The organism is Pseudoalteromonas umbrosa (assembly GCF_030125375.1).
GTDB lineage: Bacteria > Pseudomonadota > Gammaproteobacteria > Enterobacterales > Alteromonadaceae > Pseudoalteromonas > Pseudoalteromonas umbrosa.
On the sequence record NZ_JASJUU010000005.1, the window covers coordinates 101,321 to 127,002 of the forward strand.

General features: G+C 43.7%; 19 protein-coding genes and 1 tRNA gene. 4 read left to right on the forward strand and 16 right to left on the reverse strand.

Annotation, left to right across the window (positions count from 1 at the left end; genetic code table 11):
- A complete protein-coding gene (locus tag QNM16_RS17580) occupies positions 1-10,020 on the reverse strand; it encodes a non-ribosomal peptide synthetase/type I polyketide synthase (RefSeq protein ID WP_284021705.1) in 10,020 nt (3,339 codons plus the stop codon).
- 915 nt (positions 10,021-10,935) lie between these two features.
- Here QNM16_RS17580 and QNM16_RS17585 point away from each other — a divergent pair.
- The 4 genes from QNM16_RS17585 to QNM16_RS17600 all read left to right on the forward strand — a co-directional run bounded on the left by QNM16_RS17585 (position 10,936) and on the right by QNM16_RS17600 (position 14,861).
- A complete protein-coding gene (locus QNM16_RS17585; protein WP_284021706.1) occupies positions 10,936-13,416 on the forward strand; it encodes an EAL domain-containing protein in 2,481 nt (826 codons plus the stop codon).
- Positions 13,417-13,459: 43 nt separating this feature from the next.
- Positions 13,460-13,894: a zinc uptake transcriptional repressor Zur gene (zur, locus tag QNM16_RS17590; protein WP_284021707.1), complete on the forward strand. Its 435-nt coding sequence runs from the start codon at positions 13,460-13,462 to the stop codon at positions 13,892-13,894.
- A 71-nt stretch (positions 13,895-13,965) separates the two neighbouring features.
- A complete protein-coding gene (locus QNM16_RS17595) occupies positions 13,966-14,433 on the forward strand; it encodes a chemotaxis protein CheX (protein WP_023400721.1) in 468 nt (155 codons plus the stop codon).
- Complete coding sequence (locus tag QNM16_RS17600; RefSeq protein ID WP_284021708.1) at positions 14,430-14,861, forward strand: secondary thiamine-phosphate synthase enzyme YjbQ; 432 nt, start codon at positions 14,430-14,432, stop codon at positions 14,859-14,861. Before QNM16_RS17595 ends, QNM16_RS17600 begins: the two co-directional genes overlap by 4 nt.
- A gap of 7 nt (positions 14,862-14,868) precedes the next feature.
- On the opposite strand, the gene alr is transcribed toward QNM16_RS17600, so the two are convergent.
- From alr to QNM16_RS17675, 15 genes are all read right to left on the reverse strand, one after another.
- A complete protein-coding gene (gene alr / locus QNM16_RS17605) occupies positions 14,869-15,951 on the reverse strand; it encodes an alanine racemase (protein WP_284021709.1) in 1,083 nt (360 codons plus the stop codon).
- A 28-nt stretch (positions 15,952-15,979) separates the two neighbouring features.
- A complete protein-coding gene (gene dnaB, locus QNM16_RS17610) occupies positions 15,980-17,359 on the reverse strand; it encodes a replicative DNA helicase (protein WP_039607625.1) in 1,380 nt (459 codons plus the stop codon).
- A gap of 128 nt (positions 17,360-17,487) precedes the next feature.
- Positions 17,488-18,432, reverse strand: a complete 945-nt coding sequence (locus QNM16_RS17615; RefSeq protein WP_284021710.1) for a DUF4097 family beta strand repeat-containing protein — start codon at positions 18,430-18,432, stop codon at positions 17,488-17,490.
- Positions 18,433-18,442: 10 nt separating this feature from the next.
- Positions 18,443-18,946: a hypothetical protein gene (locus QNM16_RS17620; protein WP_284021811.1), complete on the reverse strand. Its 504-nt coding sequence runs from the start codon at positions 18,944-18,946 to the stop codon at positions 18,443-18,445.
- Complete coding sequence (locus QNM16_RS17625; RefSeq protein WP_284021711.1) at positions 18,939-19,484, reverse strand: RNA polymerase sigma factor; 546 nt, start codon at positions 19,482-19,484, stop codon at positions 18,939-18,941. Before QNM16_RS17625 ends, QNM16_RS17620 begins: the two co-directional genes overlap by 8 nt.
- Before the next feature lie 254 nt (positions 19,485-19,738).
- Positions 19,739-21,565, reverse strand: a complete 1,827-nt coding sequence (locus tag QNM16_RS17630; RefSeq protein ID WP_284021712.1) for a pilus assembly PilX N-terminal domain-containing protein — start codon at positions 21,563-21,565, stop codon at positions 19,739-19,741.
- An 11-nt stretch (positions 21,566-21,576) separates the two neighbouring features.
- Positions 21,577-22,152, reverse strand: a complete 576-nt coding sequence (locus QNM16_RS17635; protein ID WP_284021713.1) for a PilW family protein — start codon at positions 22,150-22,152, stop codon at positions 21,577-21,579.
- Positions 22,109-22,576: a type IV pilus modification PilV family protein gene (locus QNM16_RS17640; protein WP_284021714.1), complete on the reverse strand. Its 468-nt coding sequence runs from the start codon at positions 22,574-22,576 to the stop codon at positions 22,109-22,111. The genes QNM16_RS17635 and QNM16_RS17640 overlap by 44 nt, the downstream gene beginning before the upstream one ends.
- A complete protein-coding gene (locus QNM16_RS17645; protein WP_284021715.1) occupies positions 22,567-23,040 on the reverse strand; it encodes a GspH/FimT family pseudopilin in 474 nt (157 codons plus the stop codon). The genes QNM16_RS17640 and QNM16_RS17645 overlap by 10 nt, the downstream gene beginning before the upstream one ends.
- A complete protein-coding gene (locus QNM16_RS17650; protein WP_284021716.1) occupies positions 23,015-23,440 on the reverse strand; it encodes a type IV pilin protein in 426 nt (141 codons plus the stop codon). Before QNM16_RS17650 ends, QNM16_RS17645 begins: the two co-directional genes overlap by 26 nt.
- A gap of 357 nt (positions 23,441-23,797) precedes the next feature.
- A complete protein-coding gene (rplI, locus tag QNM16_RS17655) occupies positions 23,798-24,250 on the reverse strand; it encodes a 50S ribosomal protein L9 (protein ID WP_039607618.1) in 453 nt (150 codons plus the stop codon).
- Positions 24,251-24,286: 36 nt separating this feature from the next.
- Positions 24,287-24,514: a 30S ribosomal protein S18 gene (rpsR, locus tag QNM16_RS17660; protein WP_005493466.1), complete on the reverse strand. Its 228-nt coding sequence runs from the start codon at positions 24,512-24,514 to the stop codon at positions 24,287-24,289.
- A gap of 11 nt (positions 24,515-24,525) precedes the next feature.
- The gene (gene priB / locus QNM16_RS17665; RefSeq protein WP_039607617.1) at positions 24,526-24,855 is read right to left on the reverse strand and encodes a primosomal replication protein N; all 330 of its coding nucleotides are present in this window, start codon (positions 24,853-24,855) and stop codon (positions 24,526-24,528) included.
- Positions 24,856-24,893: 38 nt separating this feature from the next.
- Complete coding sequence (rpsF, locus tag QNM16_RS17670; RefSeq protein ID WP_023400735.1) at positions 24,894-25,235, reverse strand: 30S ribosomal protein S6; 342 nt, start codon at positions 25,233-25,235, stop codon at positions 24,894-24,896.
- A gap of 196 nt (positions 25,236-25,431) precedes the next feature.
- A tRNA-Gly gene (locus QNM16_RS17675) sits at positions 25,432-25,507 on the reverse strand.
- Positions 25,508-25,682 lie beyond the last annotated feature (175 nt).

The following is a 25,682-nucleotide window of genomic DNA, read 5'->3' on the forward strand; positions in this document are numbered from 1 at the left end:
TTACAAGTCCATCTCTGTCATGGATTTATCATCAAAAGCTGCGCTGATATCGCGCCCGCTAACTATGTCACTGATAACTTCTACTTGGGTCGCGCCGTGCATTGCCTGATCAGGATCTGCCTTCAGCACACCAATACGCTGAGCAAGTAAAACGACACTGCTAAAATCAAACACGTCAGCCACGGTGCAACGCACTGCAAAATGTCGGTTAATCCGAGATATCAACTGCATTGCCATTACCGAATTACCACCACAGTCAAAAAAGCTACTGTCTGTGCTCATCTGTTCTATGGGTAATAAATCGATAAAATATCCAAGTAAAGTCTGCTCTATCTGGTTATCTGGAGCGCGATGGCGCGCTACATGGCCAGTTTCAAGCACTGGCAATGCAAGCGACTTGGTATCAATTTTGCCATTCGGTGTTCGAGGCCATTGTTCAAGCCAACTGACAAATTCTGGTACCATATAGCTGGGTAACTTCATCATTAAATGCTGACGAATGGCACTGTACTCCCACTGCACACCTTGCTGTGGACAAGAAAGGCAAAACGCGCATAGATGGGCTGTGCCTGACTGGGCTGTTTTGACTAAGACACGCACATCATCATGACCGAGTAACTTGCGCAATTGATACTCAACTTCAGCCAATTCAATGCGATGCCCATGCAACTTCACTTGGTTGTCTAAGCGCCCTTGCAACTCAAATCGGCCATCGGGTAAACACCTTGCTTTATCACCTGTTTTGTATAGTCGTAAAGGCTGATGATTAACGGTGTGCGTTACGAAACACTGAGCAGTCAACTCTGCACGATTCAGATAGCCGTTTGCCAAGCCCGCACCACTTATCCAAAGCTCCCCCCAAACACCGATGGGCAACGGCCCGCTTTGCTCGTTGGCCTGCTCAGACATGACAAACAATCCCGTATTCGCAATGCCATGACCTATGGTAATGTCATGTGCATCGGTAATGTGCGCAACGCTTGACCAAATGGTGGTTTCTGTGGGCCCATACATATTCCAAAGCTGGACATTATGGTTCAACAGCTTTTCTGCCAGACTTGCAGACAATGGCTCACCGCCACACAATACTTTTAATCCTGAAATACAATTGGGAGCAGCCTGAATAATAAGTTGCCAAAGCGTCGGAGTTGCTTGCATAAAGGAGATCTGCTGTCGCTCAATCAATTCTGAAATCGCCAGTGGATCGCTACACGCGGCTTCACTGGCAATCACTAAGGTCGCCCCAGTAATAATGGGTAAGAATAACTCCAATGCCGCAATATCAAATGCCATCGTTGTAATGGCTAACACATGGTCTTGCTGCGAAATACCGGGCTTATCTTGCATGGAAAGTAAAAAGTTGGCCAAAGCACCATGGTTAATTTCAACCCCTTTAGGGCGACCACTTGAGCCGGAGGTATAAATCACATAAGCGCGCTGCTCACTGACAACTGCGCTTTTTGGTAATGTACTTTGGTACGCTGTAACTTCACTGGCTTCGAGATCAATATCGACACACACCATGCCCGTATCAACCATGGTTTTAATTTCCGCGCATGGCGTATCGCACAGCAGCAAATCAGCTTGCGCATCTGACAGCACTTCCCGTATTCGCGCTTGCGGGTAAGTAACATCAATGGGCAAATAAGCCGCTCCCGCTTTTAACACGGCGAGCAAAGCGACCAACAGTTTACTGGTGCGTGATAAAGCAACCGCCACTAAACTACCCGCCCCTACACCTTGCGCTGTAAGGTGGTGTGCTAATTGATTCGATTGCGCTTCCAATTCTTGGTAACTGAGCTCAGTAATATCATCTTTCACCGCTATTTTTTGCGGTGTGTTGAGTGCCTGTTGTGACACCATGTCAATCAATGAATCACACTCAACCCCCAGAGAAGAATTGGCCAGTTGTGCTGATAACATCTGGTTATAGCCATCATCTTTTTGCAACTCAAACAAGTCGCTGTGCATCGCCTGATCAGCACAGATGTTAGCCGCCATGACTAGCCAAGACTGCGCAAAACGCGCGAACATGTCATCATCATATCTATCACGTTGATAATCGAGTTCAAACCACCACTGCTCACCAATATTCAAGATATTGCAAGACACTTCAAACTGACCAAAACAGTTGTTATTTGCGATCGAGGTCGATTGCAAACCACAGAATTCTGGTAACCTTTGTACACGGTCAAAATTAAATACCGTACTTGGCATGATCCAATCTTGCTCACACAAGTGAGCATAGGGCAGATGCTGATGTTCAAACCCAGTGAGCAATCTGTCTTGCACCTGTGCGACCAATTCACCAAACGTCATCGTCGCAGAGACATCCAGTTGCAACGGTAACATATTGGTGCAATAGCCAAGTAAATGCGCGTCTAATACATCGGCGTCTACATCAGGGGAGAGCAGTTGGCGATCTGAGACTGGTACATTGACAGCAATGCGCGTTTGCTCAGACAATTTATGTAACCAAGCTACATAACAGGCCAATAGTGTTGCAAACAATCCGCAACCTTGCGCTTTTGCAACAGATTGTAGGTTTTGCACAGCTTGAGTGCTCACTGGATACCTCAGTTGTTGCACTTGATAGTTAGGCTGAGCTTTCGCATCTCGCTTTAGTGGCAAAGCTAACTGCTCACCATCGGCTAGCTGAGCTTGCCAATATTGCGTATCTTCTTGGTAAATATTTGTCCGGATGTAATTTGACAACGCTTGAGCATATTCACCAAAGCTTGGCGCACTTGGGCAGACAGCTTGCTCATCTGAACTGTAGTTTTGAGCTATTTTTGCCAATACCAATTGTAAAGAAATACCATCACATACAATATGATGGGCTACCACACTCAAGTAATGGTTATGCATATTGTCACTCAGTAAATACAAGCGGCACAGACCCGCTTGCTCAAAATCAAATGACTGATAACGCAGCTCAGACAAACACTGCTCAACTTCACAAAGGGACTCCTCAGGCGCAATAGAGAGACACGTGAGTTCGGGGGCTGCACGAGTGATATGTTTAAGTTCAGCCACATCGACGCCACAACTTAGTAAAGGAAAGCTGCTCACCACATGCGCTACAGCGCGCTTGAGCCTAACCACATCCAGTGCACCAACCAAGCCAATACTGGCCTGTAAATGATATGCAAGTGCCCCATTTGAACTGCGCAGCGCCAGTGCCAGTAATTGACTTTGTCCTTGGGTAAGCTGACCCACACTACTGTCGGTGTGTACAGAATGAACTTGCTTTGCAACATCACCAAAATAACCAGCTTGCTGCAACGTAAGTGCACTGTCTTTGACAGCGCGAATGACAAACTCAATATCCTCATCACTGTGTGCGGCACTGATAAAGCAATTGCGCCCTTCCCAAATGAATACCCCGCGATTCAATAACTCATAAAAGAACACGTCTAGATTCTGGCTAAATTGAAAGCGAAACAGTGATGAGAATGCATTGATAGCAATCGGAATAGCATGCGCTTGAAAAAATGCATTCAGCTGCTCTTTTAAGTAGGTGGTTTTGCGCGCAAGTTCAATTTGTAATTCAGGGCCTTGGCGTTTGATCTCCTTGAGTACCGCAACCGCACTTGCCATGCTCAAAGGGTGCTTACAAAAGGTGCCTGCAAAAAAGGTGGTATCAGCTTGCGGAAACGACTGATCACCGTATTGCCACACACCGCCATCAATGCCATCAAGATATTCTTTACTACCTGCAACCACACCAATGGGCAAGCCACCACCGACAATTTTCCCGTAAGTGGCCATATCGGCTTGAATGTCGAGTAATCCTTGTACGCCACCTGGGTGAGCACGAAACCCTGTGATCATTTCATCAAAAATTAAAGCGATGCCCAAGCTCTTCGTTAACGCTCTAAGCTGCTTTAAAAACTCGAATGGTTGAAGCTCAGGGTGGCGACTTTGCACAGGTTCAACTAACACGGCTGCTATCTCATGGCCATGTTGCTTTATCTGTTCAAGGGCAGCAAAATCACCGTATTTAAGCACTAAGTTATCAGCAACGGTTTCGTGGCGTACCCCCGAACACATTGGCTCTACACGTTCACCATCCGGCGCGACAGCCGCCAATGTGCCATCAAAATGGCCATGATAAGCGCCTTCAAATTGAACAATACGCGGTCGTTTAGTTTTATTTCTGGCAAGCCTCAGTGCCGTCATCACCGCTTCAGTGCCCGAGTTGCAAAATGAGACTCGCGCTAACCCTGTCAATTCACTGATAAGAGAAGCAGCCTCACAGGCCTGCGGGCTTGCAAGTCCGAGCTGAATACCACATTCTAATTGCTGGGCAATCGCCGCGTTAATAAATGAGGGCTTATGACCAAACAAATTCACCCCAAAGTCCATGGTAATATCGATGTATTCATTGTCATCAATATCCCAAATTCGTGCCCCCTCGCAGCGCTTGGCAAAAATGGGATAAAGCATTTCTTTGCTCGATAACCTAAACCCAGCTGATGCGCGGCAATCAGCAAGATGCGACCGGTGCTGAGAAACCAGATGCTTAGAAGCTGCCGTCTTTTGGCAGTACTGCGTGCTGAGCGCCTCACTGTGTTGACGCATTTCCTCAGTACCTGCTTGCCTCTGCAGCTGCTTAGCTTGAAAACCCGGCAGTACAGATGCCATCGATTGATGAGTCGACTCACTTAATGAAGGTGTGACCTTTGAGTCTGAAAAACGTGTTTGAGCGGCCGTTGAAAGCGTTGATTTTTCTCCAACTTCTCCCCTTGGTTGCTGGCCAAGCCAAGCCAACTGCTGTGCGGTGACATCCGATACACTGAGCTGTGCAGCTTCACTGTTGACGCTGGCGGCAGCTTGCAGCTGTGCGGTACAAATGCGCTCAATCAAGTGGTTATTATCAGGTGCATTAATAGGTAAGCTTTCTAATCGTGGATTTGCTACCTGTGGCGGCGTATTTTCCTCAACAGCATCTATTTCTGGCGTCAAATAATCGCTATGTTGCGCTACATAGGCGACTAAGTTGGCTACTGTGCTCAATTCTTCATAAAACTGCCGCACACTGAACTCTAAGTCGAACTGTTTTTCAAAAATACGCACAGCCCGCATTATCATCAAAGAATCCACGCCCATTTCTAGTAGCGCTAAGTGCGGATCGATTTGCACAGCATCCATCCCCAGCTCTTTTGCCAAAGTAGATAAAATAAATTCTTCAATGGCCTGTGCCCTGTGAAGCTCATCTGTCACAGGTTGAGGCTGTATGGTGCTAGAGACCGTTTTTGAGGATGGCTCTATTGCACTCATCCAGTGCGTATGCTTATCAAATGGATACTGAGGTAACGACAAGCGCTGGGAATTAGTGCCAGATAAAGATGTGTAAAAATCCTGCCATTTGATGTCAAAACCGAGCTCATATAGGTTGGCAATACACTCTCCTAAGCGCTCGCGATCATCACCCTTATCACGCAACACGGATAGATAAGTCGCCTCGATACGTGGCAAATTCTCTTGGATCAAGCCACTTAAAACTGGTTTGGGGCCAAGCTCAATAAAACACATCGATGTCAGCTCATGCAACGACTGCAAGCTGGCATCAAATCGCACTGGTTGCGTAATTTGCTCACACCAATAATTGGCGTCAGTGATTCTGTCTTGCTCGACTTTACCTGTCACCGAAGAAACAAACTCCAGTGTCGGCTTATGCAAAGTGACCGAGCCGACCACCTTGGCAAATGCCTCTAACATGGGCGCCATAAGTGGCGAGTGGAATGCTGTCCCCGTATTCAGGGCTTTGTAGCGGACTTCCATAGTCGTTAACTGTTGACTAATGTGTGTGATCGCATCCATGCTGCCAGAAAATACCACGCCCGCTTCCCCATGATAGGCAGAAATAGCTGCTGTATGTGTATACTCAGTAATAACGGACTGCGCTTGCTCGAAGGTGCATCTAGCAGCAATCATTTGGCCACCGGCGTCTAATTCATGCATTAATGTCGCCCGCGCGCTCACCAACTTAAGTGCATCAGCTAAAGACATCACACCGGCAATGCAGGCTGCGGCATATTCACCGACACTGTGGCTGATCAATAAATCAGGGAAAATACCTAATGAATTAAGCCGTTTTGCCATCGCATATTCAACAGCAAAAATGGCGACTTGGGTCCAGCGAATGTGATTTAATTTTTCATGATGTGCCTCTGCATAGAGCACGTCAGTTAAACGCTCATCATAATGCGCAAGCAACAGGGACTCACATTCATCTATTGCCGCTTTAAACACTGCATCAGATTGATACAGTGCTTTACCCATATCAGGGTATTGCGCGCCCTGCCCGGTGAATAAAAACACCACTTTTGGTGGGCTGACGCTTTGATTCGCTGGCATCATAGACATATCAGCATCATTCAACTGCTGCACGAGCGCTTGCTTGTCTATGCCATAAAACGCTTTTTTAACCCCTTTTAAGGCAGGTGAAACCGATACTTGCGCAATCAAATCAGCACTTGCTTTATCACCAAGGTTTTCCAACTGGCATGCAAACTGTTTTGCCCAACTTGATAGTGCCTGTGACGATTTTGCAGCAAGCGGCAACACATAGCTGCTAGGTTGTTTCACTGCTTGATTCTGCGCTATTTTTTCCTTTGGAGGCGGCGCCATAATGACATGCGCATTGGTCCCACCAAAACCAAATGAGCTCACCGCAGCTAAGCCCTGTGCGCCCTCATTGCTTGGCCAAGGCGTATCTCCGGTTGGGATCGCTATGGCATATTTTTCCCACGGGATATGGCTATTAAGCGTCTCACTATAGCGCTGTGCAGGGATCTGCTGATGCTTAAAACACAGCAAAGTTTTGATAAGCCCTGCCAAACCTGCTGCCGACTCTAAATGACCAATATTCGCCTTGATTGACCCCACCAACAATGCGTTGCTGCGCTGCTGACCGTATACCTGTTGCAGAGCTGACACCTCAATAGGGTCGCCTAATTTTGTCCCAGTGCCATGTGCTTCCACATAATCAATATCTTGTGCAGTAACACCAGCATGCTCAAGCGCAGATTGGATCACTTGCTGCTGTGCCCGGCCATTGGGCGCAGTGATCCCATTACTGCGCCCATCTTGATTGACTGCACTCCCTTTGATCACGCCATAAATCGGGTCATTATCTTCGATGGCTTGCGATAAAGGTTTTAGTAAAACCGAGCCAACGCCTTCGCTGCGCACATAGCCATTGGCACTGTCAGAAAACGTTTTACATCGCCCATCGGCTGCCAGCATCTGCGCGTTATCACATGCTTGTGACACATCATCACTCAAAATCAGGTTAACGCCTGCCACCAATGCCTGAGGTATATCGCCGCTTCTTATTGCCTGTACAGCATGATGCAGTGCCACCAGCGACGAGGAACATGCCGTATCAATCGCAAGGCTAGGGCCGGTAAAGTTGTAAAAATACGATAGTCGATTTGCTGCGATACTCAGCGCATTCCCCGTACCAAGATAGGCTGTACTTTTTTGCACCTGCTGTGACAGGGAAAAGTAGTCACTTTGTGAAATACCAACATACACACCAACTTTTAAGCCAGCCAATTGCGCTGGCATATACCCTGCGGATTGAATTGCATGAAAAGTATTTTCCAACAGCAGGCGCTGCTGAGGGTCAATGTGTTTTGCTTCACTTGGGGAAATACCAAAAATCGTGTGGTCAAACTCAGCAATGTTATCTAGATACCCGCCTAAACGCTGTGCATTCACCCCAGTACACAATTGTTGGCGATGCTCACTTGGGGTGCTAATGGCATCCTGTTCAGTGCTTAATAACTGCCATAGTTCATCTAGATCATTAGCACCTGGGTATCGGCAGGCCATGCCAATGACAGCAATATCTGTATCTTGATTCTCAGCACTGGAGACAGCTTTATTTTGTGACTCGTCACGCGATTGCTCTTGCTTACTTATTGATTCTATATTTGGATTTTCTTTACTAGATTGAGTCAGCGCGGCTTTCACTTCGTCAAATTGACAAAGATATTGAGCAAGCTCACTGATGCTTGGGTACTCATACAAAATGGTCGACTCAAGCTCGATGCCATGCAGTTCAATCAACTCCCCAGAAATGCGCACAGCCTTCATTGAGTCCACCCCCAAGGATAAAAAGGAGGCATCCACATCTAACTCTGTATGCTCAACACCGACTTCTATGGCGATGATAGTTTGTAGCAGCTGACATGCACTGCGATATAAGGCTTGCTCTGCTTTAGGCTGTATATTTTTAGCAGCTAAAAAAGCAGCTTGCTTGTCTGGTTGTCCTGATTTATATGTAGCCAAAACCTCAAAGCGCCCCTGTTCATAATGCGCTTTATTTTCTTGGCGCTGCACCTTGCCGCTGGATGTTTTGCACAAACGGCCCGGCTTAATCAAAACCACATCATATGGCGCTATGCCATGCTGCTCGACAATGGCACTGATTATTTTGTCTATCACTTGCTTGTGATCTAACTTGCGAATAGCGGTGCGTTTTACTTGCTGCACGACAACCAATTTGTCTTCATTATCTGCATGAACATAAAAAGCTGCGCCGCCATTGCTCTCAAGTGCACTATCACTTTCACTGACCGTGAGCTCAATATCTTGCGGATAATAATTTTTGCCACGGAAAATCAATACATCTTTAGAACGCCCAGTAACAAAGAGTTCATCCTGCTGTAAAAAGCCCAAATCACCCGTACGTAAGTAAGGCCCGCTTTCTTCACCTGCAATAGCCGCTTGGAAAATGGCTTTTGTTTGCTCAGGCTTATTCCAGTAACCTTTAGCGACACTCGCCCCTTTCACCCAGATCTCGCCAACTTCCCCTTCTTTGCAGCGCTGCAGCGTGCTTGGCGACACAATAGCAACTTCATGCTCACACCATGTATGTCCACTGGACACAGCTTGATAAACCGACGACTCAGCGTTGTTCCTATTTTCGATGATGTGTTCCTGTATTTTAGCCACACCATCTAGCATTTTGTCATTATCGAGAGTCAAAATTATCGGCTCGCTAAATAAGGAGCCACCCGTTGCAAAAAGCGTTGTTTCAGCCATACCGTAGCATGGAGACAAACTCTCTTTACGTAATCCACACTGTTTAAATTTTTCATAAAAACGCTTGAGAGTACTAGCGCGAACGGGCTCTGCACCATTTAGAGCTGATTGCCAATGGGATAAATCAAGCTCTGCCAGCTCTTCTTCTTTGATGGTATCAACACACAAGTCGTAGGCAAAATTAGGCGCACTGGATGTCACCCCTTTAAACTCACTCAGTAATTTGAGCCAACGTATTGGTTTTTGCAAAAAGTAGGTGGGATTCATTAAGCACGCTGGCGCACCAATATAAATTGGCTGCAATATGCCAAAAATTAACCCCATATCATGAAAATGAGGCAACCAGCTAACGATTGGCGTTTGGCTACTGTGACCAAAGGCCACCTTCATCATTTCTTCGTTATCGATAATATTATCGTGGGTGACCATAACCCCCTTTGGCGCACCAGTAGAGCCAGATGTATATTGTAAAAATGCTAAATCTTGGCCCTTTACTGAAATAGCTTGCCAATCACGCTTAACGTCACACGTTATGGTGTCCGTTGTAAACAATGCCAAGTCATTGAGACTGGCTTCTGACTCAAACAATGGGCGTGCGATTTCATTCACTTTCTCAGAGGTCAACACACCTTTTGCACCAGCATCCTCAATAATGCTTCGTAACCGAGTAATATTTTGATTCTTTTTTGGCGGATACACAGGGACAGCGATGATCCCAGCATACAGGCACGCAAAAAACGCTTCGATAAACGCAAAGCCTGAGTTATATAGCAAAAGCGCGCGATCACCTTGTTCAAAGTGCTCACTTAAGTGCTGTGCTATTTGTCTAGCCCGTTGATCTAGCTGCTGATAAGTCAATGATTGACTGGGAAGGTCGTCGGAGAAAAAGTATTGATACGCGGTGTCACCACCACGAGTATTCGCTAATGTAACTAACGCAGTCACTAAGTCTGTTTTCATGCCATGCCCACAAAAAGAGTGATTAAATGATCTCTATGCTTGGATCGGGCCGCTCGACAGGCTTTGTTTTCTATGCAATGAAGGCTGTTACCGCAATCCTAGCTCTAACCACAAAATTGAAAAAAATTAATCAATTTAAAATTTACAACGAACTAACAACCGCGTGACATATAGCTTATCACTGCTATGCATACGCTTGTAGACGCGCAAAAAAAGAAGGTTAATTAACTTCTAAACACTGCAACTTAAGTTAATAGACTGCACCTTTTACCACTACCTAAAAACCAATAAAATATTGATTTAAAAGAACTATAAATAAAAGAAAATGCTATTCATGCAGGCAAGACAACTAGACAACAATACTCATTACCTAAAAATCAGAATATTCTTTATTAATTCATTACTGCCATTAAGATGCTATCACACAAAATGAAAAAATAAATCAAAATTACCAAAAATTAACAAATGGATAGGGTATAACCTTTGGTAAAGTTTAAACTTTGTGGAGCAGCACAGCCCAAGTTAGTACTTTTTGCATGTTGTTCCAGACTTTATTTGTAAACATATTACTTTATGCCAAACAGCTGTCATTTTTAGTTTCAAATCTCATCAGTGATTAGCCTAGCAATGCTACATGAAAGCTATTTGACATGGAGAGACACATCACAAAAATTCATCTTAGAAATGAACAGATACCAGCGCTGTCAAATATTTAAACCCAAATCAGCCATTGCTATCTGTTTAATTAAACTATACTGAAGCTAGGATAGCCGCAGTCTGAAAGAGTAACAGTTAATGTAACAGTGAGCTCTTTAATGGCCCTAACAGAATGCAACCCATCGTCATTAACGGATTAAACAATGTATAGCGACGTTTTTGCTGCCGAGATAGGCAAACGGCAGTAAAGGAATGAAAATGGATAAAGTATATTCAATCAACCTCAAGGTTTGGTTAACGCTCCTTTCCACGCTCTCAGCAGCTATATTTGCATTGGTGCTTATCATTTTTAGTTTTGGCGTTAAAAAAGACTTTATCGTTGAGCAGACAATCTCAACTGCTGCGCAACTTTCCATGAATATGGTGTCAGCCGTGCAAGAAGGTAGCCCAGATACTATTCGCGCAAAAATAAGCGACCCTACTTTTATCACCCCAGCGCCTGTTACGCTGGTGACAGATAAAGCGCTTAATATTTTGTATAGCTCAGAGAAAAAACATGTGGGTTTAAACGCTCAGACTTTATTTCCGCTTATCGACAGGGTGAAAGTCGCTCAAGAAAACACACCGCAGTCATATCATTTTGATGAAGACACCAACATTTTAGCGACCTCGCAAATAGTCTCTCTCACGAACACGGAAAATCATGATGCCAATTCATCTTTATTAATCTACAGCCAATATGATCTCTCAGATACGTTTGCACAGCTATTACAACACTATAATCATAATGCTTGGTTTATCGTTTTAGCGATTATTTTTGTCTCATTATTAGCGTTACTGGTGACCTATTGCTTTATTCACCGTCCTATTTCAGCTTTAGTAAAATACAGTAATCAACTGGGAGACTTTAAATTTATCCGAGAGCATAGTATTGAAGGACAAGGAGAGCTAAAGCTATTGGCAAACAATATTGCGCGCGCTTCATATGCACTGGAACTCGGTTTTAAACAGCAAAAATACGCAGAGCAAACAGCCATAGAGCAGCACAGTATGCTAGAAGGCATTTTTTCTGCACTGCCGGATATCTTTTTTATCATTGATAAACACGGCAAAATTTTGGAATGCCATTACAGTAATAGTGACAACCTACCCATGCCCGAAGTGCAATTTGTCGGTCAAAAGCTGGTAGATATACTCCCTTCGCATGCGGCCAAACACTTTATCAAAGCCATCTCAACCATTGAACAAAGCGGTCAGCTAACGCAAATAGATTACAAGCTAGAGAGCACAAAAAACAGTAAACATTTTGAAGCGCGCTTAAATGCGATCCCCAATTCACATAAATTAGTTATTGCTGTCAGAGATATCACCGATCAGAAGCGCCAAGAAGAGGTCATTCTCAAACATGCTTTTTACGATACACTCACCAACCTACCCAATCGCTTTTTAGCACTCGACCGCCTTCAGCAAATGATCCACGAAGCTAAGCGTAATAACCAACTCATAGCAGTCGGATTTATTGATTTGGATGACTTTAAAAAAGTAAACGACTCGATGGGTCATGAGGTGGGAGATAAGGTACTTATCCATTCGGCGAGCGTGTTAAAAAGCGCGTTGCGAAAGCATGATACCGTTGCACGCCTTGGCGGCGACGAATTTATATTATTGCTTGGGGATATTCACACTCACCATGATATCACCGCAATCGCAACTAAGCTGGTACAACTATTTCGTTCCCCTTTCGAAATAGATGAGCGTGCATTCACTATCTCTTTAAGTCTTGGCATTGCAGTATTTCCTGACGATGCAGATTCTCCGAATGAGCTATTAAGAAAAGCAGATTCAGCAATGTATAGTGCAAAACAAATGGGCAGAAATACCTTTTCATTTTTCACAGAGAGCATGAGCCAAGATCTCAATCGTCGATTAAAATTGGAAGATAAAATGCGCGGCGCATTAGAAAAGGGGGAGTTTTCAGTTTATTTTCAACCGCAATATGATTTATCTAGTGGCTTTGTTGTTGGTGCAGAAGCGTTATTACGTTGGCATAATGAGGAGCTGGGTTGGATCTCACCCGCTGAGTTTATTCCGCTCGCAGAGCAAACTGGGTACATCATCGAACTTGGCGAATTTGTACTTGAAAAAGCAATTCTGCAAATTGTGCATTTACAAACGGTATACCCTCATCCATATCGTATTGCCGTCAATTTATCTCCACGACAATTCAAAGACCCTAACCTAGTCAATACCATTAGTACCCTGATCCATCAGCACCAAATTGACACTCAGTATCTTGAATTAGAGATCACTGAAGGCGTTTTACTTACCGGAGATGCGCTGGTTAAAGACGCATTGTTTGAATTTCACCAACTGGGTGTCATTGTCTCAATGGATGACTTTGGTACAGGATACTCGTCTTTGAACTATTTGCGTTTATATCCATTTGACGTGGTAAAAATAGACCAAAGCTTTATCTTTGACATGCACACGAGCATGCAGGTGGAGCAACTCGTTAAGACCATCATCACCATGGCCCATAATTTAGGTATAAAAGTAATCGCCGAAGGCATAGAAACCCAGCTACAATTAGATACTTTAGCCGCACTTGGTTGTGACCTAGGCCAAGGCTACTTTTTAGGTAAACCCATGTCAAAAATTGATTTTGAAGCGTGGTTAGCGCAATATGCACAACAACCTTTGAATATTGAGAATAAATCCTTGTCGATACAAGACTATTAAATTGAATATGTTAGTATTGAGAAGTAGTGTAAGGATTTAGAATATGAATATAGAACTACTCGTTACAAAAGCTAAACATGTCTGCGATAATCGCGGAGCCCGCTTCACACCTATCAGAGAGAAAGTATTTCGCTTACTCGCTACAAAACAAGGTGGAGTTGGCGCATATGATTTACTTGAAGAATTAAAAATAACAGAAAGTAGCGCAAAACCTGCGACGGTTTATCGCGCACTAGACTTTTTGTCTGAGCTAGGTTTCATCCATAAAATCGAGAGCACAAACTCATTTATGCTGTGCCACCATTTTGATCATATCCACCCTGTACAACTCTTAATTTGTGATAGTTGTGGTCATGTTCAAGAGTTACACTCTGGTGCTATCTCTCATGAGTTAAATAATTTATCTGCTGAAAAAGGCTTTAAAGTAAAAGCACAGACAATCGAAGCCCATGGGCTATGTGAAAAATGCCAAGAGTAGTGCAGCTAACAAAAAAGCCACTACACTTAAACTAATGTCTGTTATAACGAATAAAACAAGGGACCTAAAATATGAATGTTGAGTTCATCAACCCTTTTTTATCTTCACTAATAAATGTATTAGCGACCATGGCGCAAACAGAGTTGACGCCTGGTAAGCCAAAGATAAAAAAAGATGAAGTCGCCCGTGGAGACGTATCTGGATTAATTGGTATGGTTGGCCCACAAACCAAAGGCTCTTTTTCAATTACATTTGATGAAAGTCTTGCGCTTGCCATCATGGAAAGAATGCTTGGTGAACGACCGGAAAAAATCAATGAAGAAGTCACCGATATGGTTGGTGAAATAACTAACATGGTAACCGGTGGTGCTAAAAATTTACTCGGTGAAAAAGGTTACGATTTTGATATGGCAACACCACTTGTTGTATCTGGACCTGGTCATACGATTACGCATAAATGTGAAGGTGCAAAAATTATTATGCCATTCACATCAGAAGATGGTAATGCAAATATAGAGGTCAGCTTCGACAAGCTATGAGTTGGCACCAATCTGTGATTACACTGAAGCCTCGAACACGAGGCTTCCATCTTATTGATGACGAATTACTTACCCATATTCCACAACTGAGTTATTACAAAGTTGGATTACTACATTTATTTATTCAGCATACATCAGCTAGTCTTACCGTAAATGAAAATGCAGACCCAACTGTGCGCATGGATATGGAAAATCATTTCAATCATTTTGTCCCGCAAAACCAACATTATTACCGTCATGACTATGAAGGTGATGATGATATGCCAGCTCATATAAAGTCCAGCACACTGGGATGTGAAGTGACTATCCCAATTTATCAAGGACAGCTTAATTTAGGGACTTGGCAAGGGATATATTTAGGTGAGCATAGAGATCATGGCGGGCCGAGGCGAGTAGTCGCAACACTGCAAGGTCAATTGTTAGAGTGAGCAAAGCTCACTCATTACAGTATTCATAGCTCACACGGGGTGTGACGTTACAAAGCAGTTCGTATGGGATTGTGTCAGCACATACGGCAACCTCTTCAACGGGGAGTGTTGGACCCCACATTTCTACTTCGTCACCCACTGCTATCTGCGCTTCATTACTGCCGATATCGACACTTATCATGTCCATAGATACGCTGCCAACAATGCCATAGCGTTGACCTTTTATCACCACTGGTGTTCCCTGCTTTGCGTGGCGAGGATAACCATCGCCATAGCCCATAGCAACAACCGCAAGCGCTGTCGATTGCGCACATTGCCAACGTCCACCATAACCAACACGATCGCCCTGAACAACATGCTTTATCGCAATAACACGGGTTTTCAGACGCATGACGGGCTTTAACTCATGATCTGTACCGACTTTGCCTAGCATAGGCGATACACCATACAACATGAGTCCAGATCTCACCCAATCAAAATGCGCATCAGGCCAACCAATTACCCCAGCAGAATTTGCCAAACATAGCGCTTCCTTAGTCCCTGATACAATTGAAGCAAATAAATCTATCTGCGTTTGCGTAAAGTCATTGCCGACATCATCCGCACACGGAAAATGCGTCATTAAGTTTACGGCAGGTTTGACATTATCGCACTGCTTTAAACGTCGATAAAAGTTGTCAAATTGCTCTGGCTCCACACCCAAGCGGTGCATGCCAGTATCAACTTTCAACCAAACTGACAACGGCATATCCAGATCGCTTTGCTCAATTGCTGCTAACTGGCTCTCATCGTGCACAACGGTCTCAAAGTTATTGGCAAGGAGAATGGGTAAGTCGCTCGGATCGAAAAAACCTTCAAGTAAAATAATAGGTTTGGTCAAACCTCCAGCACGCAGTGCCAATGCTTCATCGATCCGTGCCACGGCAAAAGCATCTGCATCAGATAAGCACTGAGCAATTTTAACTAAACCATGTCCATAGGCATTGGCCTTTAGCACTGCCATCACTTTTGAATGGGGCGCGATTTCTTTTACGCGCGCCAAATTGTAACGCAGTGCAGGTATATTTATTTCAGCTGTGGCTAAACGCATTGCCAGTAACCCTCATTTACTTCTGGGCTTAATACTCATCATCCATGGCTGGCCCAGCATAATTATCAAAACGAGAGTATTGGCCTTGGAAGGTTAACCTAACCTTACCAATTGGACCGTTACGCTGTTTACCTATGATAATTTCAGCAGTGCCTTTGTCTGGACTGTCATCGTTATATACTTCATCACGATAAATAAACATGATTAAGTCAGCATCCTGCTCGATAGACCCTGATTCCCTCAAATCTGAGTTAACTGGACGTTTGTCTGCACGTTGCTCTAGGGTACGGTTAAGCTGAGAAAGAGCAATAACCGGGCACTCAAGTTCTTTTGCCAATGCTTTCAGTGAACGAGATATCTCTGCGATTTCCAAAGTACGGTTATCAGACAAACTAGGTACACGCATAAGCTGCAAGTAATCCACCATGATCATACTGATCCCACCGTGATCACGTGCGATACGACGTGCTCTAGAACGCACATCTGTAGGCGTCAAACCCGACGCATCATCAATATACATTTGCCCTTTTTCCATCAGCAGGCCCATGGTTGACGATAAACGCGCCCAATCATCATCATCTAATTGACCCGTTCTCACCTTAGTTTGGTTAATACGGCCAAGTGATGCCAGCATCCTCATCATGATCTGTTCCGAGGGCATCTCTAGTGAATAGATAAGTACAGGTTTGTCCTGCGTCATTGCGGCATGTTCAGCTAAGTTCATCGCAAACGTAGTTTTACCCATAGACGGACGCGCTGCAACAATGATCAGATCTGACGGCTGTAAGCCCGCGGTCATCTGATCTAAGTCTGAATAACCAGAACTCACCCCAGTCACACCATCTTGTGGCGACTGATAAAGCTCTTCGATTTTGTCTATGGTCTTTTCCAAAATACTGTGGATATTTTGCGGACCTTCAGTACTCTTACTGCGCTGCTCTGCAATTTTGAAAACTTTACTTTCAGCTAAATCCAGTAAATCGTGACTTGTTCGCCCTTCAGGGTTAAAGCCTGCTTCAGCAATTTCATTCGCAACTGAGATCATCTCTCGTACAACGGCACGTTCACGCACAATGCTAGCATAAGCATCAATATTGGCGGCACTTGGCGTATTTTTGGCAATCTCAGCCAAATAAGCGAATCCACCAATCGAGTCTAATTGGTTGTTCTTTTCCAAGTTCTCAGAAATAGTAATCAGATCTATCGGCTGACCAAGCTCAACGAGTTTAGTCATGGCTTCGAAGATCAGTTTATGCGTGCGTGTGTAAAAGTCTTGTGCAACAACCAGTTCCGCGACACGGTCAAACGCTTGGTTATCAAGCATTAACCCCCCTAAGACAGACTGCTCTGCTTCAATGGAGTGCGGTGGAACTTTTAGTGTATCGACTTGTTGATCAGGTTTGGCCATAGTACGACAAAAACAAATGAGTGGATTTGTTATTGTAACCTTAAATCTGATAAAACTGAATGCTGATGAGCTATGTGATAAGGCTTATCGTCAAAAAGTACTGGCCCAACGGAGTTGGGCCGAGGTCATTAGCGATGTTTTTTTAGTTCAATGCGGCCACTGACAGTATCTATTTCAATATCAGCATCACCTGAGCCGATTGTGAACTCAAGCTCTCTAGATGGGCCATACTTTGCTTTATGCACTTTATCATTACTCAGCTCATTTGAGATTTTACCACCTGCATGCGCATCAATATCAAACTTGGCAGAAATATCTGATGGGAAATATAACTCAGCATCTCCACTGACCGACTCAAGGTTCACTCTGGCATTAGGTAGTAATTTAGCAACTTTGACTTCAATTTCGCCGTTAACAGTATTGAGCCTTAGCTCTTGTAATTGCGCAATCTCAAAATCCACTTCTCCATTGACATTTTCCAGTCTAATTTCTGTTGCCTGCGTTTTACTTTCAACAGAGCCGTTTACCGCATTAAAACGTATCTTGCCCTTTGAGCCGATATCTTCGATGTCACCATTGACCGTTTCATAACGAATACGGCCATCTAAATCTTTGCTAACGATATCGCCATTGACCGTTTCAAGACGCACTTTGCCACTGATCTGAGCCGTTTTAATATCACCGTTAACCGTTTTTATGTAAGCACCAGCCATTAACTGAGCAGCTTCAACATCTACTTGCACGCCTTCAAACACTAACTCACTTTGCTTTGGCATGAAAATTTTAAGTTCAGAGCCATCATGTTGACGCCCCCAGTTTCTTGAGCTTGACGGCATCTTTACGATAAACTTTGTCTTACTGCCCTGACTCTCAAGTTTATAGCCTTTAGCATCTTCATCTAGCTCACCCACCACTTTAAATGCCGGCTTGTCCCACGTCTTAATTTCTACATGGCCACGCTGATTTTCAATGTAAACCTTGCCATCTAATGGAATTTCAATCTCTTTGTCAATCTTGTCACCCGCCAACGTCGCCAAAGGGAACATGGCTAAACTCAACATCAATGCTTTCATCCTACTTCTCCTAAATTTCTTGCCAACGAGGTTGATGAACTCGCTCTATTAAATCTAATTGTTGCTGATAAACCTGAGCTAACATCTGCAGTAAAGCGGCATTTTGCGTATCATTCTCAAGCGCAAGCTTAATCGCTTGCTCAGCTTCTTCTAATTCTTGTAACTGCACTTGCCAATCATTTGTCAATGCAGGTTGGTTACCATACTGAACCAATAAAATTTGCTTTTGTTGCTCAAAATACTTGCTCATTTGCACCATGTTGTTCTGTTCGGGCATACTCAGACTAAAGTACATCACACACATACCAATACAGGTGGCGGCAGCAAGCGCTGATACTTGACGCCAAACGCCATGTACCTTAACCGCTTTATTAGTATGTACTGTATCTGATTGCGTATTAATCGCTTTATCAATACCTTGCCAAAGTGGTCGCTGAGGTTCAGGCAAATCTTGTTGCTGCTGTGCTTTGCTCACTTCTTGAGACAAAAACTCATCAAATGTTGGCTTAGTCATTTTCATACCACTCCTGTAACAACTTTTTTGCTCTATGGTACTGAGATTTACTCGACCCCACAGCCATACCTAGCATCTCGGCGATTTCTTCATGGCGATAGCCTTCCACTCCATGTAGTACGAATACCAGTCTGGCTCTTTCTGGCAGCCTAAGCACTAGCTTATCCAAGCCGTTTAAATCACCGCACAAAGCAATCCCCGCTTCATCCATACCACTGTTTTCAAAGCTAACGACTTTTTGTAACCAGTTTTTATGCTTGCGCAAATAACTAATCGCGATGTTTGATGTGACGCTGTGCAACCACGTCGTAAATTTAGACTTGCCATCAAACTGCGAAATTTTATGCCATAGCTGAACGAATACTTCTTGGCTGGCATCTTCAGCATGAGCCTGATCAGCAAGTAACCTTAAGCACAAGGCATAAACGCGCCGGTGACATTGCTCATATAAAGCCGCAAATGCCGCTTGGTCGCCCTGCTGAGTACGCTTAACCAACTCATCGAGCTCATCACTAGGGTGAATTGCGTCAACTAACATATTTTAATTCCTTTACTGCAAGGGCATGATAATGACATAACAAAGCAAAAAATGAAGTGCTTAAACTCAGTTTTAGAATGCGCTTATTTGACTTGCTGTTAATAGCCACATCAGGCCCCCACAGTATCTTTCATAATTTGTAAGACGCAGCGCAATGTGAAAAGGTTTAAATTAAATTGAAATGTTTTTAATAAGATAAGCACAGCTGATGCTGTGCCCAGAATTTAATGGCTGGTAAACCTATGGCTTATAACTTACTCACTCTTACTGCTCTGTTCGGTATCATCGGTAAATTCCTCTGGATGTTTATAGCGCCAACCTACAAATTTCAATGTTGCCGGCTCTTTCACCGTGCCGCCATTACCCAGCTTAAGATCTTTCAACGCTTCATCAAAATGAATGCCACTGCCACCATTCGCCTCAATCGTCGCGCCGCGCACAGTGCCAAAAAATTGCCCACTGCCGTTCATAGAAATAGAAGTAAGTGGTGCATAGATCACCGCATATAAAGATGACGTTCCACTGACGATAATGCCATTTTTGTTGTCTGCACTATTATCATTAGGGTCAGGCTTATAAGATGAGAAAATATTGAATGTGCCCAGTCCGCTTTCTGTTATCCCAGGATCTTCTGTGATAACTTGAGCACTGCCCCCTAGCCTTACTTTACCTGTGACAAACACAGTTAAGCTGGTGCCTTTAGCTATCTGCAACCGGCTATTACCAGTCATTATAAAATCACCGTCTATCAACCAAATGACATCACCACCACCAGTGCCATTGGAAGAAACCGTTTTCACATTGACCATGCCATCACCGCCGATGGTAAGACTTTTCATGTTATAAACATACTCACTGTCCTCATTGAGTCTGCCATGAACTTGCTTATTAACGCCAAACAAATAAATATCAGTTTCGCTGGATATCCAAGATCTCGTCTCTTGCCATTGCCCTTGGACTTTCTCTTCTAAGCTGGCCCGCTGAGGACGAAATGTGAAAATTTGATTAGATTTCACAACCAGATTTTCATCACTGGTATTGTTCGTCATGATATCTGGCATATTGCTAGGCAGCGCAAGTGGGTCGCATTCATCGACTGTTGTCTCGTCATGATTCGGTGAGTCCGGGTCATACACACGCACCGCTTCTACATTGGGGTTAACATTAAATTTTTCTGCGGTGTAATATACGCCATCTTGAGAATGCTCCGTGGCTAACTCAAACTTACCTGTGCCACCATATTGAATATCTAAAGGATCATTAAACTCGTTGAGGATATCAGCCCCCCAGAGCATTTCTACATTCCCATTAGCACGCACCACACCGGTAATGTCACCGCCTCGGTGAATGATGAAACCTTGCGTCAATGCATCTCCTTTAACTCGAACACCGCTACCATGTGAAATATCAATGCCCGTATTGGATTGCACATTACCAATGACAGGCGATGAGCCCTTGAGGTACAAGACGCCTGAAGCTTTAACATCTCCTCGAATCGGCGAGTGCCCAGAGAGCACCACATCCGAGTCGCCAATCACAGTATTCACGTCACCGTTATTGCTTTTGGTATCCTCATAGCTGCCAGCTTTGGAGTCATAGCTATCCACCAAGCCACTACCTGATAAATTCACTCCTTTACACCCAGTTACTGGGTTATTAAAAACCGGCTCAACAACGGCATCTGTAAATTCAAAAACCGCCACCATGTTATTAGCAGCGTCGTCACCATATTTGTTACCAAGACTGCCCACTTCAATGATACCAGCCTCAGGAGAAGTGATTGTTGTTGAAAATTGACCATCTCCAGTTGCTTGATTATTAATACCTGCAACATTCCCTAATACATCAGCTAATGTTGCTGATGGGTTGATCGTAGTCGCATAATCGTTCAAATCATCGGCAGTAGCAAAAACGCCTTTCTCAGCTTGCAAGCGCGCATTTAAATCTTTTTGGAAGTTACCGCTCAACCGTTCTTGTACTATGGTATCTTTCATAGACGTAAATACCACCACACTGGCCATGGTGCTCAATAACATGACCTTAATGAGTGTAAATCCCGATTGTCGCGAAAAACGTTTCATTAGCCCTAGCCTTATGGGTTTGTAAATACGGCTTTATCAAGCACAAGGCGATTTGCCGCAATATCAATTTGAACGCCATTATCATTCAGAACGCCATTCTCAAATTGCTTCGGCATATCTACTGGCTTCACTATAATACTGATTAATATTCCGTCTTCATCAAAACTCAGCGCTTCTACGCCTCTTAAAAGCTGTACCGGACCAGATCCTATATCACAAGTTAAATACCCATTAGATAAAGTAAACAACTCAGAATAATCTACAGTTGGTACACTCCCATCACACGCAAGTTGCAATGCTTTTTGATGCACTCGTAAAGCGGCTTTATTATTCTCAAGCTCGGGTTTTTGGTACGTCTGTTTAATGCTTCGCGTCATCACTTGACTGGTATAACGAATCACTTCTTGTGCATGTGATAACTCTTTACTTGCCACTACGGTGCTCTTAATTGCCGTGTATGACATGGCAACTCCCGAAAGCAAAAATAATCCCGCAGCCATCGCAACAAGGAGTTCAATTAACGTATAACCACGCCCTTGTAAATTAATTGCAAGTGCTTGACGGAGTTGGCGCTGGTACATATACATAACTGGCTACTAATGTAATTTGATTCAAGAGATTATTTTGGTTGTCATTGTTTATTCGACCATCATCCCAACTAACGGTAAATGTTACGTCCCGTCGATCTGACGCGTTGCTAATTAAAGCCGGATCATTATATCTAGCTGGAGAGATACCAAGTGTAAACCGAGTATCCGCCGGGTGTAATCTAGCTACGTTGGCTTTACTCATCGTAACTAAATCTTGATCAACATGCTGAAAATAGCATAGATCCGTCCACATACGTTCAATCGCATTTTGGCCATGCACCAATGCCAAGGTATAATTAAAACTATTATTAGCAAATTGCAGTGACTTCAACTGTGCGCCAGCCAAGCCTAATAAAGCCACGCCGGCGATCACAATGGAGACCATTACTTCAATTAATGAAAAGCCTTTTTCTAAACGCAATTTTCAGCAGCCTCTCCAATCCAGCTTTGACCGCTTCTTAATATACATAAACGGTAATCAAGCGTGCTATTGTCATTATCACTCACTAAAATATTACTCACTTGGTTTATCTCACCAGTCGATCTTATCTCACGATCGACTAACTCTACCTGAATAGATTCGTGTCCAATTGTAAACGTACGTAATGTTTTTTCTTCCCCATCCACCAAGGTATTCACCAACCACTGCGAATTTTGTTTGACCAACCTAACTGACTGCTCTCTTTTTACCGCTTCACTGCGCGCATATTGATATACGCTGTTTAATTGGTGAATATTTGAATCAACACGATCTTGCTTAATGTAGGTGACAACAGAGGGCATCGCCAAACTTGCCAGCACAGCAACTAGTGCAACGCAAACAAGTAACTCAATTAACGTCACACCTTGATGCCGTTGGTTACCAACACTCATCAACTGGCCCATCTGAGACCCCTTTACCCTGCTCATCTAACCTTAACGTACCACATATGTCGGAAACCTGAGTGGTATTCATCTTAGGTGTGGCACTGATACTAAAGCGTAAATTTCTATACTTACCAACTGCGCCAGAGGGTTTATCAAGAGGTGTATAGTTTAAATCGTAGTATGGATGTACTTTTGTAATGGAGTACTCACTCTTATCAGGGTAGCCACCATTCCTCGAATAAATACGCTCTAATTTCACAGCTTCCTGATACATTAATTGTTGTACATCAGCTCGGTTGCCCTTTCGTAAGTAATCTAAATAGCTGGGTAACGCAATACTTGCAAGGACAGCAACCAGCGCAACCACCATCAGTAATTCAATTAACGTAAAGCCACGCACACTACGACGATTAAACATTATTCTCCAAATTCAAATGATAACGCTGTCATATTTTTCAAAATACCACTGTATGATATTTGGACAGCAAAAAAAAGTATCTAATAAAAAAGAGTTAACTAAATTATCACAAATCAACTTTATATAAAATGGGTACGATATTACATGACATTACTAATGTGTACCTACCATTTTAATATATAGGCGCCATTTTGCCGTATTTGTGATTTAGATTAATTTTTCAACTTGTATGTATGAATCTTCCGTAATCAACCGCGATATTCATCGATTTTTTATACTGAAAATTTATATGTCGTTGTAATTTTTTCAGGGGAGGGATAAAACCGCACACTGGGTGTGCGGTTTACGCTTAATAAATTAAGCTTCTGCGATAACGATAACTTTGATAGTTGCCGTTACGTCAGAGTGTACTTGGATAGCTACGTCGAATTCACCAGTCTCACGGATAGTACCTAGAGGTAGGCGAACTTCAGCTTTAGCTACTTCAACACCAACTGCAGAAATCGCATCAGCGATGTCACGAGTACCGATAGAGCCGAATAGCTTACCTTCGTCACCCGCTTTAGAAACTAGAGTAACTTCAGCTAGTGCTTCAAGTTTTTCAGCACGAGCTTGAGAAGCTGTTAGTTCTTCTGCGATTTTTGCTTCTAGCTCAGCGCGGCGAGCTTCGAAAGTTTCGATGTTAGCTTTGTTTGCAGGAACTGCTTTACCCTTAGGGAATAAGAAGTTACGTGCGAAGCCAGATTTAACAGAAACCTGGTCACCTAGGTTACCTAGGTTAGCGATCTTGTCTAGTAGAATAACTTGCATGTCTCTACACCTTTTAAAAACTATTAATCAGCCGGCTTACTTATGTAAGTCAGTGTACGGAAGAAGGGCTAGGTAGCGAGCACGCTTGATAGCTGCTGCTAGCTGACGCTGGTACTTAGCGCTTGTACCTGTGATACGGCTAGGTACGATTTTGCCACTTTCAGTTACATAGTTTTTAAGAGTAGCTAGATCTTTGTAATCGATTTGTTGTACGCCTTCTGCTTTGAAACGGCAGAACTTACGACGTCTGAAATAACGTGCCATGAGTAATTTCCTCAATTAATTCTTTCAATATGTTGTGCATGAAGTACAAGCTGACTCAAGCCGTTTCGGCTCTCGTGGCGGTTTAAAAACCCCCTCACTTGCAACCCTTGCCCAACGTATAAATGCTCTAGTTGATTTCGGAATTTATCACCGCTAGCAACAACTTGAATTCGCACATAACTATTACGGTTAAGGTCGGCTTCAATTTGCATCGATTTATGTTCTAAAACGAAAATACAATGCGCAATGCCAGCAGGACTTTGACTATATTTAGGTGTTTTGCAAACAATCCCAGATAAAACGAACTGGTTTGTATAAGGGTCTGCTTGAGTTTGCACCAATTACCTCTAGAGGTGAGTCAAATCCGAATCAATAACGATTAAGCAGATGCTGCTTCTTTTTTCTCTTCTTTAGCAAGAGGAGAAGCTTCTGTTACAGCGTTCTTAGTACGCATAACTAGGTTACGTAGCACTGCATCGTTGTAGCGGAAAGAAGTTTCAAGTTCGTTGATTACTTCAGTTGGCGCTTCAACGTTCAAAAGAACATAGTGTGCTTTGTGAAGCTTTTCGATTGGGTAAGCCAGTTGACGACGACCCCAGTCTTCTAAACGGTGGATAGTACCGCCAGCTTCAGTGATAGAACCAGTATAACGCTCGATCATACCTGGAACTTGCTCACTTTGGTCTGGGTGAACCATGAATACGATTTCGTAATGACGCATGGATATTCCTTACGGTTAGTATAGCCTCGTCCCGTTTCGGCCGGCCGGGTTAAGGCAAGGAACGACTAATATGGCCGAAAGAGCGCGTATTTTACGCATAGCGCTAAAAATAAGCAATCGTTTTATGCAAGAAATCAGGATTAATAGAGAAAAAAGTTATAAGAATTTGAAAAATAGAAAATAGTAGGGAGAGAGTTGGAGCGGCACACGAGGTTCGAACTCGTGACCTCGACCTTGGCAAGGTCGCGCTCTACCAGCTGAGCTAGTGCCGCTTCATAGGTTGCTCTAAATTGTCCGCTGGAGCGCGACGGGTCGCGTCTAACGTTTTAGCAGCTGAGCTAGTGCCGCATCACATTTGCTTATTATTTAATAAGACTTTTCGTTGGAGCGGCACACGAGGTTCGAACTCGTGACCTCGACCTTGGCAAGGTCGCGCTCTACCAGCTG

Excerpts from the sequence above, each read along its gene's own strand:
- QNM16_RS17595 (WP_023400721.1), top strand. The coding sequence starts at position 13,966 with ATGAATGTTGAGTTCATCAACCCTTTTTTATCTTCACTAATAAATGTA.
- QNM16_RS17645 (WP_284021715.1), bottom strand. The coding sequence starts at position 23,040 with ATGGGCCAGTTGATGAGTGTTGGTAACCAACGGCATCAAGGTGTGACG.
- QNM16_RS17615 (WP_284021710.1), bottom strand. The coding sequence starts at position 18,432 with ATGAAAGCATTGATGTTGAGTTTAGCCATGTTCCCTTTGGCGACGTTG.
- dnaB (WP_039607625.1), bottom strand. The coding sequence starts at position 17,359 with ATGGCCAAACCTGATCAACAAGTCGATACACTAAAAGTTCCACCGCAC.
- QNM16_RS17625 (WP_284021711.1), bottom strand. The coding sequence starts at position 19,484 with ATGTTAGTTGACGCAATTCACCCTAGTGATGAGCTCGATGAGTTGGTT.
- QNM16_RS17620 (WP_284021811.1), bottom strand. The coding sequence starts at position 18,946 with ATGACTAAGCCAACATTTGATGAGTTTTTGTCTCAAGAAGTGAGCAAA.
- rpsR (WP_005493466.1), bottom strand. The coding sequence starts at position 24,514 with ATGGCACGTTATTTCAGACGTCGTAAGTTCTGCCGTTTCAAAGCAGAA.
- zur (WP_284021707.1), top strand. The coding sequence starts at position 13,460 with ATGAATATAGAACTACTCGTTACAAAAGCTAAACATGTCTGCGATAAT.
- QNM16_RS17650 (WP_284021716.1), bottom strand. The coding sequence starts at position 23,440 with ATGTTTAATCGTCGTAGTGTGCGTGGCTTTACGTTAATTGAATTACTG.
- QNM16_RS17585 (WP_284021706.1), top strand. The coding sequence starts at position 10,936 with ATGGATAAAGTATATTCAATCAACCTCAAGGTTTGGTTAACGCTCCTT.
- rplI (WP_039607618.1), bottom strand. The coding sequence starts at position 24,250 with ATGCAAGTTATTCTACTAGACAAGATCGCTAACCTAGGTAACCTAGGT.
- QNM16_RS17580 (WP_284021705.1), bottom strand. The coding sequence starts at position 10,020 with ATGAAAACAGACTTAGTGACTGCGTTAGTTACATTAGCGAATACTCGT.
- QNM16_RS17600 (WP_284021708.1), top strand. The coding sequence starts at position 14,430 with ATGAGTTGGCACCAATCTGTGATTACACTGAAGCCTCGAACACGAGGC.
- QNM16_RS17635 (WP_284021713.1), bottom strand. The coding sequence starts at position 22,152 with ATGTATATGTACCAGCGCCAACTCCGTCAAGCACTTGCAATTAATTTA.
- alr (WP_284021709.1), bottom strand. The coding sequence starts at position 15,951 with ATGCGTTTAGCCACAGCTGAAATAAATATACCTGCACTGCGTTACAAT.
- rpsF (WP_023400735.1), bottom strand. The coding sequence starts at position 25,235 with ATGCGTCATTACGAAATCGTATTCATGGTTCACCCAGACCAAAGTGAG.
- QNM16_RS17630 (WP_284021712.1), bottom strand. The coding sequence starts at position 21,565 with ATGAAACGTTTTTCGCGACAATCGGGATTTACACTCATTAAGGTCATG.